11 protein-coding genes are annotated in these 14104 nt (G+C 71.6%); all 11 read left to right on the forward strand.

Annotation, left to right across the window (positions count from 1 at the left end):
- The first annotated feature begins 8 nt into the window (after nucleotides 1-8).
- The 11 genes from uvrC to pgi all read left to right on the forward strand — a co-directional run bounded on the left by uvrC (nucleotide 9) and on the right by pgi (nucleotide 14101).
- Entirely contained in the window at nucleotides 9-1991 is a 1983-nt protein-coding gene (gene uvrC / locus IE245_RS22285; RefSeq protein WP_189950329.1) for an excinuclease ABC subunit UvrC, read from the forward strand.
- On the forward strand, nucleotides 1988-2941 hold the full coding sequence (rapZ, locus tag IE245_RS22290; protein ID WP_189950331.1) for an RNase adapter RapZ: 954 nt from the start codon (nucleotides 1988-1990) through the stop codon (nucleotides 2939-2941). Before uvrC ends, rapZ begins: the two co-directional genes overlap by 4 nt.
- On the forward strand, nucleotides 2938-3978 hold the full coding sequence (locus tag IE245_RS22295) for a gluconeogenesis factor YvcK family protein (RefSeq protein ID WP_189950333.1): 1041 nt from the start codon (nucleotides 2938-2940) through the stop codon (nucleotides 3976-3978). The genes rapZ and IE245_RS22295 overlap by 4 nt, the downstream gene beginning before the upstream one ends.
- The gene (whiA, locus tag IE245_RS22300) at nucleotides 3969-4958 is read left to right on the forward strand and encodes a DNA-binding protein WhiA (RefSeq protein WP_031002759.1); all 990 of its coding nucleotides are present in this window, start codon (nucleotides 3969-3971) and stop codon (nucleotides 4956-4958) included. Before IE245_RS22295 ends, whiA begins: the two co-directional genes overlap by 10 nt.
- Nucleotides 4959-5223: 265 nt before the next feature.
- On the forward strand, nucleotides 5224-8178 hold the full coding sequence (locus IE245_RS22305; protein WP_189950335.1) for a M14 family metallopeptidase: 2955 nt from the start codon (nucleotides 5224-5226) through the stop codon (nucleotides 8176-8178).
- Between the two features lie 223 nt (nucleotides 8179-8401).
- Nucleotides 8402-9412: a type I glyceraldehyde-3-phosphate dehydrogenase gene (gap, locus tag IE245_RS22310; protein ID WP_189950338.1), complete on the forward strand. Its 1011-nt coding sequence runs from the start codon at nucleotides 8402-8404 to the stop codon at nucleotides 9410-9412.
- Nucleotides 9413-9530: 118 nt separating this feature from the next.
- Nucleotides 9531-10742: a phosphoglycerate kinase gene (locus IE245_RS22315; RefSeq protein ID WP_189950340.1), complete on the forward strand. Its 1212-nt coding sequence runs from the start codon at nucleotides 9531-9533 to the stop codon at nucleotides 10740-10742.
- Between the two features lie 35 nt (nucleotides 10743-10777).
- The gene (gene tpiA, locus IE245_RS22320) at nucleotides 10778-11533 is read left to right on the forward strand and encodes a triose-phosphate isomerase (RefSeq protein WP_373305380.1); all 756 of its coding nucleotides are present in this window, start codon (nucleotides 10778-10780) and stop codon (nucleotides 11531-11533) included.
- A 105-nt stretch (nucleotides 11534-11638) separates the two neighbouring features.
- Nucleotides 11639-11869: a preprotein translocase subunit SecG gene (secG, locus tag IE245_RS22325; RefSeq protein ID WP_031002768.1), complete on the forward strand. Its 231-nt coding sequence runs from the start codon at nucleotides 11639-11641 to the stop codon at nucleotides 11867-11869.
- Between the two features lie 77 nt (nucleotides 11870-11946).
- On the forward strand, nucleotides 11947-12282 hold the full coding sequence (locus tag IE245_RS22330; RefSeq protein ID WP_003957010.1) for an RNA polymerase-binding protein RbpA: 336 nt from the start codon (nucleotides 11947-11949) through the stop codon (nucleotides 12280-12282).
- 154 nt (nucleotides 12283-12436) lie between these two features.
- Nucleotides 12437-14101, forward strand: coding sequence for a glucose-6-phosphate isomerase (gene pgi / locus IE245_RS22335; RefSeq protein ID WP_373305374.1), 1665 nt, complete (start codon nucleotides 12437-12439; stop codon nucleotides 14099-14101).
- Nucleotides 14102-14104 lie beyond the last annotated feature (3 nt).

Here is a 14104-nt window from a genome sequence, read left to right on the forward strand (position 1 = left end):
GTGGGCGCATGGCCGACCCCACCAGCTATCGACCCGCGCCGGGGCAGATTCCCGACGTCCCGGGTGTCTACAAGTTCCGGGACGAGCACCGCCGGGTGATCTACGTCGGGAAGGCGAAGTCGCTGAAGCAGCGGCTGGCCAACTACTTCCAGCCGCTCGCGAGCCTGCACCCGCGGACCGCCACCATGGTGACCACGGCCGCCTCCGTGGAGTGGACGGTCGTCTCCACCGAGGTCGAGGCGCTCCAGCTGGAGTACTCCTGGATCAAGGAGTACGACCCCCGGTTCAACGTGAAGTACCGGGACGACAAGAGCTACCCCTACCTCGCCGTCACGCTGAACGAGGAGTTCCCGCGCGTGCAGGTCATGCGCGGGCAGAAGAAGAAGGGCGTGCGGTACTTCGGGCCGTACGCGCACGCGTGGGCGATCCGCGAGACCGTCGACCTGATGCTGCGGGTCTTCCCGGTGCGGACCTGCTCCGCGGGGGTGTTCCGGAACGCCGCCTCCGCCGGCCGGCCCTGCCTCCTCGGCTACATCGGCAAGTGCTCGGCGCCCTGCGTCGGCCGGGTCACCCCCGAGGAGCACCGGGAACTGGCCGAGGAGTTCTGCGACTTCATGGCCGGCCGCACCGGCGCGTACATCCGCCGCCTGGAGAAGCAGATGACGGCGGCGGCCGAGGAGATGGAGTACGAGAAGGCGGGCCGGCTCCGCGACGACATAGGGGCGCTGCGCCGGGCCATGGAGAAGAGCGCCGTCGTCCTCGCCGACGCCACCGACGCCGACCTCATCGCGCTCGCCGAGGACGAGCTGGAGGCCGCCGTCCAGATCTTCCACGTCCGCGGCGGGCGCGTCCGCGGCCAGCGCGGCTGGGTCACCGACAAGGTCGAGGCCGTCGACACCGCCGGGCTCGTCGAGCACGCCCTCCAGCAGCTGTACGGCGAGGAGAGCGGCGACGCCGTGCCCAAGGAGGTCCTGGTCCCGGCGCTGCCCGAGGACGCCGAGGCCGTCACCCAGTGGCTCTCCGGCCGCCGCGGGTCCCTCGTCTCCCTGCGGATCCCGCAGCGCGGCGACAAGAAGGACCTGATGGCAACCGTCGCCCGCAACGCCCAGCAGGCGCTCGTCCTGCACAAGACCAAGCGGGCCAGCGACCTCACCACCCGCTCCCGGGCCCTGGAGGAGATCGCCGAGGCCCTGGGCCTGGAGTCGGCGCCGCTGCGCATCGAGTGCTTCGACATCTCCCACCTCCAGGGCGAGGACGTCGTCGCCTCCATGGTCGTCTTCGAGGACGGGCTGCCCCGCAAGAGCGAGTACCGCCGCTTCCAGATCAAGTCCTTCGAGGGCCAGGACGACGTCCGCGCCATGCACGAGGTGATCGGCCGCCGCTTCCGGCGCTACCTCGCCGAGAAGGAGCGGACGGGGGAGTGGGGCGAGGACGGCGAGGTCGCCGTCGACGAGGCCGGCGACGACGGCCGGCCCAAGCGCTTCGCCTACCCGCCGCAGCTCGTCGTCGTCGACGGCGGGCAGCCGCAGGTAGCCGCCGCCCGCCGGGCCCTCGACGAGCTGGGCATCGACGACGTCGCCGTCTGCGGGCTCGCCAAGCGCCTGGAGGAGGTCTGGCTGCCCGGCGAGGACGACCCGGTGGTGCTGCCCCGCTCCAGCGAGGGCCTGTACCTCCTCCAGCGGGTCCGTGACACCGCTCACGATTTCGCCATCCGCTACCAGCGCTCCAAGCGGACCAAACGGCTCCGGAGCAGCCCCCTCGACGCCGTCCCCGGCCTCGGCGACACGCGCAAGCAGGCCCTGATCAAGCATTTCGGCTCGGTGAAGCGGCTGAAGCAGGCGACAATCGAGCAGATCTGTGAGGTCCCCGGCTTCGGTCGGAAGACCGCGGAGGCGGTCGCCGTGGCCCTGGCCCAGGCGGCCCCCGCCGCACCCGCCGTGAACACGGCCACAGGAGAGATCATGGAAGACGACGGGGGCACCACGGCATGACCGAGCACGACGGGCACCACCGAGAAGACGGAGCAGGACACGTGAGTACGGGCACGAAGGAGACCGCGGGCGACAACGGCGCCGAGGCGGCCATCCCCGAGCTGGTGATCATCTCCGGCATGTCCGGGGCCGGCCGGTCCACCGCGGCGAAGTGTCTGGAGGACCTCGGCTGGTTCGTCGTCGACAACCTGCCGCCCGCGCTGATCCCCACCATGGTGGAGCTCGGCGCCCGCTCCCAGGGCAACGTCGCCCGGATCGCGGTCGTCGTCGACGTCCGCGGCCGGCAGTTCTTCGACGCCCTGCGGGAGTCCCTCGCCGACCTGGAGGCCAAGCAGGTCACCCGCCGGATCGTCTTCCTGGAGTCCTCCGACGAGGCCCTGGTCCGCCGCTTCGAGTCGGTCCGCCGCCCCCACCCGCTCCAGGGCGACGGCCGCATCGTCGACGGCATCGCCGCCGAGCGCGACCTGCTGCGCGAGCTGCGCGGCGACGCCGACCTGGTCATCGACACCTCCAGCCTCAACGTCCACGAGCTGCGCGCCAAGATGGACGCCCAGTTCGCCGGCGAGGAGGAGCCCGAGCTCCGGGCCACCGTCATGTCCTTCGGCTTCAAGTACGGCCTGCCGGTCGACGCCGACCTCGTCGTCGACATGCGCTTCCTGCCCAACCCGCACTGGGTCCCCGAGCTGCGCCCGTACACCGGCCTCAACGAGGAGGTGGCGAACTACGTCTACAACCAGCCCGGCGCCAAGGAGTTCCTGGACCGCTACACCGAGCTGCTCCAGCTGATCGCCGCCGGCTACCGCCGTGAGGGCAAGCGGTACGTGACGATCGCCGTCGGCTGCACCGGCGGCAAGCACCGCTCCGTCGCCACCGCCGAGAAGCTCGCCGCCCGCATCGCCGCCGAGGGCGTGGAGACGGTGGTCGTCCACCGCGACATGGGGCGCGAGTGAAGCCGTACCGCCGGCGCCCCTCCTCCACCCTCACGGTGAAGCGGGCGCTCCGCAGACGTGGGGCCCAGCCGAAGGTCGTCGCCCTCGGCGGCGGCATGGGCCTCTCCGCCTCCCTCGCCGCGCTGCGGCGGATCACCGGCGACCTCACCGCGGTCGTCACCGTCGCCGACGACGGGGGTTCCAGCGGCCGGCTCCGGGAGGAGCTGGGCGTGCTGCCCCCCGGCGACCTGCGCAAGGCGCTCGCCGCGCTCTGCGGCGACGACGACTGGGGCCAGACCTGGGCCCGGGTCATCCAGCACCGCTTCCGGTCCAAGGGCGAGATGGGCGGCCACGCCGTCGGCAACCTGCTGATCGTCGCCCTCTGGGAACAGCTGGGCGGCGACCCCGTGCAGGCCCTCGACCTGGTGGGCCGGCTGCTCGGCGCCCAGGGCCGGGTGCTGCCCATGTCCGCCGTGCCGCTGGAGCTCCAGGCCCTGGTCAGGGGCCACGACCCGGAGCGCCCGGAGGACGTGGACACCGTCCGCGGGCAGGCCACCGTGGCGCTCACCCCGGGCGAGGTGCAGTCCGTGCACCTGGTGCCGCACGACCCGCCGGCCGTTCCGGAGGCCGTCGCGGCGGTCCTGGACGCGGACTGGGTGGTCCTCGGGCCGGGCTCCTGGTTCTCCTCCGTGATCCCGCACCTCCTCGTGCCCGAACTGCTCGACGCGCTGGTCGAGACGAAGGCCCGCAAGGTGCTCTCGCTGAACCTCGCGCCCCAGCCGGGAGAAACAGAGGGCTTCTCACCGCAGCGTCATTTGGAGGTTTTGGGACGACACGCCCCTAAACTCGCCCTGGACGTGGTGCTGGCCGACGAGGCCGCCGTGCCCGACGTGTCAGCCAGGGAACCCCTCGTCGACGCCGCCAAGCGGCTCGGCGCCGCGCTGGAGCTGGCGCCGGTGGCCCGCGCCGACGGCTCTCCGAAGCACGATCCGGAGCGCCTGGCCGCCGCGTACGACCGTATTTTTCGGATGCATGGAAGGATCGGCCCATGGCGATGACGGCAGCGGTGAAGGACGAGATCTCCCGGCTTCCCGTCACCCGGACCTGCTGCAGGAAGTCGGAGGTCTCGTCGATCCTCCGGTTCGCGGGCGGCCTGCACCTGGTCAGCGGCCGGATCGTGATCGAGGCGGAGCTCGACACGGCGATGGCGGCCCGGCGGCTGAAGCGGGACATCCTGGAGATCTTCGGGCACAGCTCGGAGCTGATCGTGATGGCCCCCGGCGGGCTGCGGCGCGGTTCCCGCTTCGTGGTGCGCGTGGTGGCCGGCGGCGACCAGCTGGCCCGCCAGACGGGCCTGGTCGACGGCCGGGGCCGTCCCATCCGTGGCCTGCCCCCGCAGGTGGTCTCCGGGGCCACCTGTGACGCCGAGGCGGCCTGGCGGGGCGCCTTCCTCGCCCACGGCTCGCTGACCGAGCCGGGCCGCTCCTCCTCCCTGGAGGTCACCTGCCCCGGTCCGGAGGCCGCGCTCGCCCTCGTCGGGGCCGCCCGCCGGCTCTCCATCGCGGCGAAGGCCCGCGAGGTCCGCGGGGTGGACCGGGTCGTGGTCCGCGACGGCGACGCCATCGGCGCCCTGCTCACCCGGCTCGGCGCGCACGAGTCGGTGCTGGCCTGGGAGGAGCGGCGGATGCGCCGGGAGGTCCGCGCCACCGCCAACCGCCTCGCCAACTTCGACGACGCCAACCTGCGCCGCTCGGCCCGGGCCGCCGTCGCCGCCGGAGCCCGGGTGCAGCGCGCCCTGGAGATCCTCGCGGACGAGGTGCCCGAGCACCTCGCGGCGGCCGGCCGGCTGCGCATGGAGCACAAGCAGGCCTCCCTGGAGGAGCTGGGCGCGCTCGCCGACCCGCCGCTCACCAAGGACGCGGTGGCCGGCCGGATCCGCCGGCTGCTCGCCATGGCCGACAAGCGGGCGCAGGACCTGGGCATCCCCGGCACCGAGTCGAACCTGACGGAGGAGCTGGACGAGAGCCTGGTCGGCTGAGCCCCGACGGCCCTTCCGGTCGGCCCCGGGCCGCTCGGGACGCCACCCGCCCGGCTGCTCCGGACGGCCCTTCGCCCCCGCCGGGGCGGGGGGCCGTCCGCGTATCCGCGGAATCCCGAACTCCGTGTAGGCGAAACGTTTCTGATTCTCCGTCACCCTTCCGGCGTCCCCAGGCCGTCGCGGCGAGGCACCCTTGACAGGACCATGAGCGCCCCAGAGCCTGGCCTCCGTTCACCTTCGTGACGGAACACACCAAGGGGGGCTCATGAGACGAAAAGCGCGGGCGATCCTCGCCGCCGCGTCCCTGCTGGTCGCGGGCATCGCGGCGGCACCCGCCGCCGGAGCGCGGCCGGCGGACCCGGAGGGCGGCGACGCCCTCTCCGTCTGGCGCGCCACGGTCACCCAGGAGCAGGTGCCGCTGCTCCTGGAAGCCGGTACCGACGCACACGAACTGACCGAGCGGGTGCCCGAGCGCGGCACCGCCACCGTCGAGCTGTACCTGACCGAGGCACAGGCCGGAGCCCTGCGCGGCCGGGGCGTCACGCTCGCCGAGCACGACCCGGGCCCGGCCGCCGCCCGGCGCGCGGCCGCCGCCGGCGACGGCGTCTTCCGCCCCTACGGCGGCCCCGGCGGCCTCAAGGAGGAGATCCTCGCCACCGCCGCCGGCCACCCCGGCCTCACCAAGGTCGTCTCCCTCGGCAAGACCGTCAAGGGCCAGGACATCCTCGCCGTCAAGGTCAGCAAGGGGGCGGGGAAGACCAGGGACGGCGCCAAGCCGGCCACGCTGTACGTCTCCAACCAGCACGCCCGCGAGTGGATCACCCCGGAGATGACCCGGCGGCTGCTCCACCACTACCTCGACCACTACGGGACCGACGAGCGGATCACCCGGATCGTCGACTCCACCGAGCTGTGGTTCGTGCTCTCCGCCAACCCCGACGGCTACGACTTCACCCACGCCGACCCGGCCAACCGCCAGTGGCGCAAGAACCTCCGCGACAACGACGGCGACGGGACGATCGGCGGCGGCGACGGCGTCGACCTGAACCGGAACTTCTCCTACAAGTGGGGCTACGACGACGAGGGTTCGTCCCCCGACCCGGCCGACGAGACCTTCCGCGGCAAGAGCCCCATGTCCGAGCCGGAGACCCGCGCCCTGGACGCCTTCCAGAAGCGCATCGGCTTCTCGTACGGCGTCAACTACCACTCCGCCGCCCAGCTGCTGCTCTACGGCGTCGGCTGGCAGGTCGCCACCGACACCCCCGACGACACCGTCCTGAAGGCGCTCGCGGGCACCCCGCAGAACTCCGCCGTCCCCGGCTACCGGCCGCAGGTCGCCTCCGAGCTGTACACCACCAACGGCGAGGCCGACGGACACGCCGCCAACGTCAACGGGATGCAGATGTTCACCCCCGAGATGTCCACCTGCGCCACCGCCTCCCGCGTCGACCCGAACGACGCCTGGGAGGCCGCCGACTGCGCCTCCGTCTTCACCTTCCCCGACGACGAGAAGCTGATCCAGGCCGAGTTCGCCAAGAACGTCCCCTTCGCGCTCGCCGTCGCCGAGGCCGCCGCCCGCCCCGACGACCCGGTCTCCCCGGTCGGCGCCCCGGCACCGGCCCTCACCCCCGACGCCTTCACCACCTCCTACGCCGCCGCCGGCGAGGAGCAGCCGGTGGCGGTCACCGCCCGGAAGTCGCTGCGCGCCAAGACCCTCCACTACCGGATCAACGGCGGCCGCGCCCACCGCGCCGGGGTCGAGGCCTGGGAGGGCGGCGAGACCTACGGCGGCGAGGACAACCTGTACTACGACCAGTACCGCGGCGAGGTGCGCGGCGCCCGGCCCGGCGACTCCGTCGAGGTCTGGTTCACCGCCCGCGGCCGCGATGGCCGGACCACCGCCACCACCCCCTTCACCTACCGGGTCGCCGAACGCGCCCGCGGGGACGTCCTCGTCCTCGCCGAGGAGGGCGGCACGGGCGCCGCACGGCACGCCGCCGCGTACACGGAGGCGCTCGCCGCGACCGGCCGGAAGGCGGCCGTCTGGGACGTCGCCGTCCAGGGCGCCCCGCACGCCCTCGGCGCCCTCTCCCACTTCCGCGCCGTCGTCTGGTACACCGGCGCCGAGCGCCCCTCCGGAGCCGTCGAGCTCGCCGTCCGCTCCTACCTCAACGAGGGCGGCAAGCTCCTCAACGCCGGCGAGAAGACCGGCGGGCTCACCCGGATCGGCCGGGCCGAGTCCAACGACTTCGCCCAGTACTGGCTCGGCGCCTACCACCGGGCCGGCCTGGACGCCCCGCCGTCCTTCGCCGGCTCCGGCCGCCTCGCCGGTCCGCCCACCGGGCTCGCCGCCGCCGACGGCAACCCGCTCGACCACGCCGGCGCCTTCACCGTCACCTCCGACAGCCTCGACCCGGAGAGGTATCCGCAGTTCGCCTCCAGCGCCCCGGCCGGCGACTACCCCGGCCTGCGCACCCCCTTCGAGCCGGCCGAGGGCGCCTCCTTCGCCGCCGTGAAGCACGCCGACGACACCTGGGCCCGGCTCAGCCGCACCGTCGACCTCACCGGCACCGCCGCCGCCGACGCCCCCCGGCTCGACTTCCAGGTCAGCCACGACACCGAGTCCGGCTACGACCACCTCGTCGTCGAGGCCCGCACCGTCGGCCGGGACGACTGGACCACCCTGCCCGACCGCAACGGCGGCACCTCCGCCGAGCCGCCCGCCGACTGCGGCGAGGGCTACTACCTGAAGCTCCACCCCGCCCTCGGCCGCTACCTCACCCTCGGCGAGGACGGCTGCGCGCCCACCGGCACCAGCGGCGCCTGGAACGCCTTCACCGGCCCCTCCAACGGCTGGCGGCAGGCCTCCGTCGACCTCTCCGCCTACGCGGGCAAGCAGGTCGAGCTCTCCCTCTCGTACGTCTCCGACCCCGGCACCGGCGAGACCGGCGCCTTCGTCGACGACGTCCGCCTCGTCACCGCGGCCGGCACGGAACGTGAGGGCTTCGAGAGCTCGCTGGGCGCCTGGACCGTGCCCGGCGCCCCGTCCGGCAGCCCCGGCAACACCGCCGACTGGACCCGCTCGCCGGCCCTCTTCCACTCCGTCGCCGCCGTCACCACCCGTGACACCGTCCTCCTCGGCTTCGGCCTGGAGCACGTCCCCTCGGCGGCCGAGCGGCAGCGGCTCCTCGACCGCGGCCTCACCGCGCTCCGCCGCTGACGGAGAGTAGTGGGGACAAAGGTCCCAAGACGGTCCGTACCCGTTGGTAGGTACGGGCCGTCGGCCCTTTTCCGGTCACTTTCCGGGCTCGATCGGCTGCGCTTGATGTCACTCGGGGGCGCCCGGAGGGGTAGGGTCGTAAGCGGTCGGGGACATCCCAAAAAAATCAAGATCTCGCCGGTGTGACATTTCACCCGGCGTTCTCATACGAGGAGATCGGTTCGTGACGATCCGCGTAGGCATCAACGGCTTTGGCCGCATCGGTCGCAACTACTTCCGCGCGCTCCTTGAGCAGGGTGCCGACATCGAGGTCGTGGCCGTCAACGACCTGGGCGACACCGCGACCACGGCCCACCTGCTGAAGTACGACACCATCCTGGGTCGCCTCAAGGCCGAGGTCTCCCACACCGCCGACACCATCACCGTCGACGGCCACACCATCAAGGTCCTCTCCGAGCGCAACCCCTCCGACATTCCCTGGGGCGAGCTCGGCGTCGACATCGTCATCGAGTCCACCGGCATCTTCACCAAGCGCGACGACGCCGCGAAGCACCTCGCCGGCGGCGCCAAGAAGGTCCTCATCTCGGCTCCGGCCACGGGCGAGGACATCACCATCGTCATGGGCGTCAACCAGGACAAGTACGACCCGGCGAACCACGACGTCATCTCGAACGCTTCCTGCACCACCAACTGCGTCGCCCCGATGGCCAAGGTCCTCGACGAGAACTTCGGCATCGTCCGCGGCCTCATGACCACGGTCCACGCGTACACCAACGACCAGCGCATCCTGGACTTCCCGCACAAGGACCTGCGCCGCGCCCGCGCCGCCGCGGAGAACATCATCCCGACCACGACGGGTGCCGCGAAGGCCACCGCCCTGGTCCTCCCGCAGCTCAAGGGCAAGCTGGACGGCATCGCCATGCGCGTCCCGGTCCCCACCGGCTCCGCCACCGACCTGGTCGTCACCCTCGACCGCGAGGTCACCAAGGACGAGGTCAACGCGGCCTTCAAGAAGGCCGCCGAGGACGGCCCGCTGAAGGGCATCCTCTTCTACACCGAGGACCCGATCGTCTCCTCGGACATCGTCAGCGACCCGGCGTCGTGCACCTTCGACTCCTCGCTGACCATGGTCCAGGACGGCAACTCGGTCAAGATCCTCGGCTGGTACGACAACGAGTGGGGCTACTCCAACCGTCTCGTCGACCTCACCACCTTCGTCGGCGGCCGGCTCTGACGTACTAGGGTTCAACAGGGCAGGGCTTTCGATGTGAGCAGGGCTCGGGCAGCGCGACGAAGCGCTGCGCGGGCCCTGTCTCGTGTGCTCCACCGCGTACCAAGGAGTCAGTGAACAGATGAAGACGATCGACGAGCTTCTCGGCGAGGGCGTCGAGGGCAAGCGGGTGTTCGTCCGCGCCGATCTCAACGTGCCGCTCGACGGCACCACCATCACCGACGACGGCCGCATCCGTGCCGTCGTCCCCACGGTCAAGGCGCTCGCCGACGCCGGCGCCCGGGTCGTGGTCGCCTCCCACCTGGGCCGCCCCAAGGGCGCCCCGGACCCGGCGTTCTCCCTCGCCCCGGCCGCCGCGCGGCTCGGCGAACTGCTCGGCGCCGAGGTGGCCTTCGCCACCGACACCGTCGGCGAGTCCGCCCGGGCCACCGTCGCCGGCCTGACCGACGGCGAGGTGGCCGTCATCGAGAACCTGCGCTTCAACGCCGGCGAGACCTCGAAGGACGACGCCGAGCGCGACGCCTTCGCGGAGCAGCTGGCCGCCCTCGCCGACCTCTACGTCGGCGACGGCTTCGGCGCCGTGCACCGCAAGCACGCCTCGGTGTACGACCTCCCGGGCAAGCTGCCGCACGCGGCCGGCTACCTGATCGCCACCGAGGTCGGCGTCCTCAAGAAGCTGACCGAGGACGTCCGGCGGCCGTACGCGGTCGTCCTCGGCGGCGCCAAGGTCTCCGACAAGCTCGGCGTGATCGACCACCTCCTGGAGAAGGCCGACCGCATCCTCGTCGGCGGCGGCATGGCCTACACCTTCCTCAAGGCCCAGGGCCACGAGGTCGGCATCTCCCTCCTCCAGGAGGACCAGATCCCGGCCGTGCTCGACTACCTCAAGCGGGCCGAGGAGAAGGGCGTCGAGTTCGTCCTCCCCGTCGACGTCCTGGTCTCGCCGTCCTTCCCGGACCTGAAGGCCAAGGCCCCGACGAACCCCACCACGGTCGCCGCGGACGCCATCCCGGCCGACCAGGAGGGCCTGGACATCGGCCCGGAGACCCGCAAGCTGTACGCCTCGAAGCTCGCCGACGCGGCCACCGTCTTCTGGAACGGTCCGATGGGCGTCTTCGAGCACCCCGACTACGCCGAGGGCACCAGGGCCGTCGCCCAGGCGCTCGTCGACTCCCCGGCCTTCACCGTGGTCGGCGGCGGCGACTCCGCCGCCGCGGTCCGGATCCTGGGCTTCGACGAGAACGCTTTCGGCCACATCTCGACCGGTGGCGGCGCCTCCCTCGAATACCTCGAGGGCAAGCAGCTCCCCGGCCTCGTCGCACTGGAGAAGTGAACACCACGATGACCGACACCACCCGCACCCCGCTGATGGCGGGCAACTGGAAGATGAACCTCAACCACCTGGAGGCCATCGCCCACGTCCAGAAGCTCGCCTTCACCCTCACCGACAAGGACTACGACGCCGTCGACGTCGCCGTCCTCGTCCCCTTCACCGACCTGCGCTCCGTGCAGACCCTGATCGACGGCGACAAGCTCAAGATCAAGTACGGTGCCCAGGACCTGTCGGCCCACGAGTCCGGCGCGTACACCGGTGAGATCTCCGGCGCCATGCTGGCCAAGCTGAACACCGCCTTCGTCGCGGTCGGCCACTCCGAGCGCCGCCAGTACCACGGCGAGTCCGACGAGCTGTGCAACGCCAAGGTGAAGGCCGCCTTCGCCCACGGCATCACCCCGATCCTCTGCGTCGGCGAGGAGCTGGACGTGCGCGAGGCCGGCAACGCCGTCGCGCACACCCTCGCCCAGGTCGAGGGCGGCCTCAAGGACGTCCCGGCCGGGCAGGCCGAGACCGTCGTGGTCGCCTACGAGCCCGTCTGGGCCATCGGCACCGGCAAGGTCTGCGGCGCCGCCGACGCCCAGGAGGTGTGCGGGGCCATCCGCGGCAAGCTCGCCGAGCTGTACTCGCAGGACGTCGCCGACAAGATCCGCATCCAGTACGGCGGCTCCGTCAAGGGCGGCAACGTCGCCGAGATCATGGCGCAGCCCGACATCGACGGCGCCCTGGTCGGCGGTGCCTCGCTGGACGCCGACGAGTTCGTCAAGATCGTCCGCTTCCGCGACCAGTGACGATGTAGAGCGACGGAGGTGATCCGTCGTACCCTTGCGGGGGTCGGGCAGGCGCCCGGCCCCCGTCCGTTCTCACGCTCCGAGGAAGTTGGTCCAGCCGTGGTTATGGGGTTCTCGATCGCCCTGATCGTCTTCAGCGGCCTGCTGATGCTGCTGGTGCTGATGCACAAGGGGAAGGGCGGCGGCCTCTCCGACATGTTCGGTGGCGGCATGCAGTCCTCCGTCGGCGGCTCCTCGGTCGCCGAGCGCAACCTCGACCGGATCACGGTCGTGGTCGGGGTGCTGTGGTTCGCGTGCATTGTGGTACTTGGTCTGCTCATGAAGCTGGACGGGTAACTCCGCACACTGGACGCGCGTTGGGCCTTCCGTAGACTGGGGCATCTTCGAGCACCATCACGCAGGGAGTTACGACCGTGGCAAGTGGCAACGCGATCCGGGGAAGCCGGGTCGGAGCGGGGCCGATGGGTGAGGCCGAGCGGGGCGAGTCGGCGCCGCGCCTCCGCATCTCCTTCTGGTGCTCGAACGGGCACGAGACCCAGCCGAGTTTCGCGAGCGACGCACAGGTCCCCGACACCTGGGACTGTCCCCGCTGCGGTTTCCCGGCCGGCCAGGACCGGGACAACCCGCCGGACCCGCCGCGCACCGAGCCGTACAAGACCCACCTCGCCTATGTGCGGGAGCGCCGCAGCGACGCCGACGGCGAGGCCATCCTCGCCGAGGCGCTCGCCAAACTGCGGGGCGAGATCTGAACACAGGACGAACACCGGCCGAAGGGCCCTGGACGCGAACCGGCTTCGCACCCAGGGCCCTTCGTCGTGTCCGGGACCGGTGGCACGGAATGCCCATCGCGATCAATTAGGTTGGAGGAGCAGCGGGGCAGACACGTACGAGAAGAAGTGGGCGATGTCCGAAATGACCACTGAAGGACGCATCAGGCTCAACCGGCTGCCCGAGTGGGCGGCCCTCGGCAAGCACCGGGAGCAGCTGGGCGACACCCATCTGCGCGAGCTGTTCGCGGCCGACCCGGAGCGCGGCACCGGCTACACCCTGCGGGTCGGCGACCTCCACCTGGACTACTCCAAGCAGCTCGTCACCGACGAGACCCTGGCGCTGCTGCGCGAACTGGCCGTCGCCACCGACGTCGCCGGCCTGCGCGACGCCATGTTCCGCGGCGAGAAGATCAACACCACCGAGGACCGGGCCGTCCTCCACACCGCGCTCCGCGCCCCCCGCGGGGCCGTCATCGAGGTCGACGGCGAGAACGTCGTCCCCAAGGTCCACGCCGTCCTCGACAAGATGGCCGGCTTCGCCGACAGGGTCCGCTCCGGCGAGTGGACCGGCCACACCGGCAAGCCGATCAAGAACATCGTCAACATCGGCATCGGCGGCTCCGACCTCGGCCCCGCCATGGCCTACGAGGTCCTGCGCGCCTACACCCGGCGCGACCTGACGTTCCGTTTCGTCTCCAACGTCGACGGCGCCGACCTCCACGAGGCCGTCCGCGACCTCGACCCCGCCGAGACGCTCTTCATCGTCGCCTCGAAGACCTTCACCACCATCGAGACGGTCACCAACGCCACCTCCGCCCGCGACTGGCTCCTCACCGGCCTCGGGGCCGGCCAGGAGGCCGTCGCCAAGCACTTCGTGGCGCTCTCGACCAACGCCGAGAAGGTCCGGGACTTCGGCATCGACACGGCCAACATGTTCGAGTTCTGGGACTGGGTCGGCGGCCGCTACTCCTACGACTCCGCCATCGGCCTCTCCCTGATGATCGCCATCGGCCCGGAGCGGTTCCGCGAGATGCTCGACGGCTTCCACCTCGTCGACGAGCACTTCCGCACCGCCCCCGCGGAGGAGAACGCCCCGCTCCTGCTCGGCCTCCTCGGCGTCTGGTACGGCGGCTTCTTCGACGCCCAGTCGCACGCCGTCCTGCCGTACTCCCACTACCTGTCCAAGTTCACCGCCTACCTCCAGCAGCTCGACATGGAGTCCAACGGCAAGTCCGTGGACCGCCAGGGCGAGCCGGTCGACTGGCAGACCGGCCCGGTCGTCTGGGGCACCCCCGGCACCAACGGGCAGCACGCCTACTACCAGTTGATCCACCAGGGCACCAAGGTCATCCCCGCCGACTTCATCGGCTTCGCCCGCCCGGTCGACGACCTGCTGCCCGGCCTCGTCCCCCAGCACGACCTGCTGATGGCCAACTTCTTCGCGCAGACCCAGGCCCTCGCCTTCGGCAAGACGCCCGAGGAGGTGCGCGCCGAGGGCGTGCCCGAGGAGCTCGTCCCGCACAAGACCTTCCGGGGCAACCACCCCACCACCACCATCCTCGCCGACGCCCTCACCCCCTCGGTCCTCGGCCAGCTGGTGGCGCTCTACGAGCACAAGGTCTTCGTCCAGGGCGCCGTCTGGAACATCGACTCCTTCGACCAGTGGGGCGTCGAGCTCGGCAAGGTCCTCGCGAAGAAGATCGAGCCCGTCCTCACCGGCGACGGCGACACCGAGGGCCTCGACAGCTCCACCGCGGCCCTCGTCTCCGCCTACCGCGCGCTGCGCGACCGGAGCTGAGCG

This window comes from Streptomyces roseolus, from assembly GCF_014649855.1.
GTDB lineage: Bacteria > Actinomycetota > Actinomycetes > Streptomycetales > Streptomycetaceae > Streptomyces > Streptomyces roseolus.

Excerpts from the sequence above, each read along its gene's own strand:
- tpiA (WP_373305380.1), top strand. The coding sequence starts at position 10,778 with ATGGCGGGCAACTGGAAGATGAACCTCAACCACCTGGAGGCCATCGCC.
- secG (WP_031002768.1), top strand. The coding sequence starts at position 11,639 with ATGGGGTTCTCGATCGCCCTGATCGTCTTCAGCGGCCTGCTGATGCTG.
- pgi (WP_373305374.1), top strand. The coding sequence starts at position 12,437 with ATGTCCGAAATGACCACTGAAGGACGCATCAGGCTCAACCGGCTGCCC.
- IE245_RS22315 (WP_189950340.1), top strand. The coding sequence starts at position 9,531 with ATGAAGACGATCGACGAGCTTCTCGGCGAGGGCGTCGAGGGCAAGCGG.
- IE245_RS22305 (WP_189950335.1), top strand. The coding sequence starts at position 5,224 with ATGAGACGAAAAGCGCGGGCGATCCTCGCCGCCGCGTCCCTGCTGGTC.
- whiA (WP_031002759.1), top strand. The coding sequence starts at position 3,969 with ATGGCGATGACGGCAGCGGTGAAGGACGAGATCTCCCGGCTTCCCGTC.
- uvrC (WP_189950329.1), top strand. The coding sequence starts at position 9 with ATGGCCGACCCCACCAGCTATCGACCCGCGCCGGGGCAGATTCCCGAC.
- rapZ (WP_189950331.1), top strand. The coding sequence starts at position 1,988 with ATGACCGAGCACGACGGGCACCACCGAGAAGACGGAGCAGGACACGTG.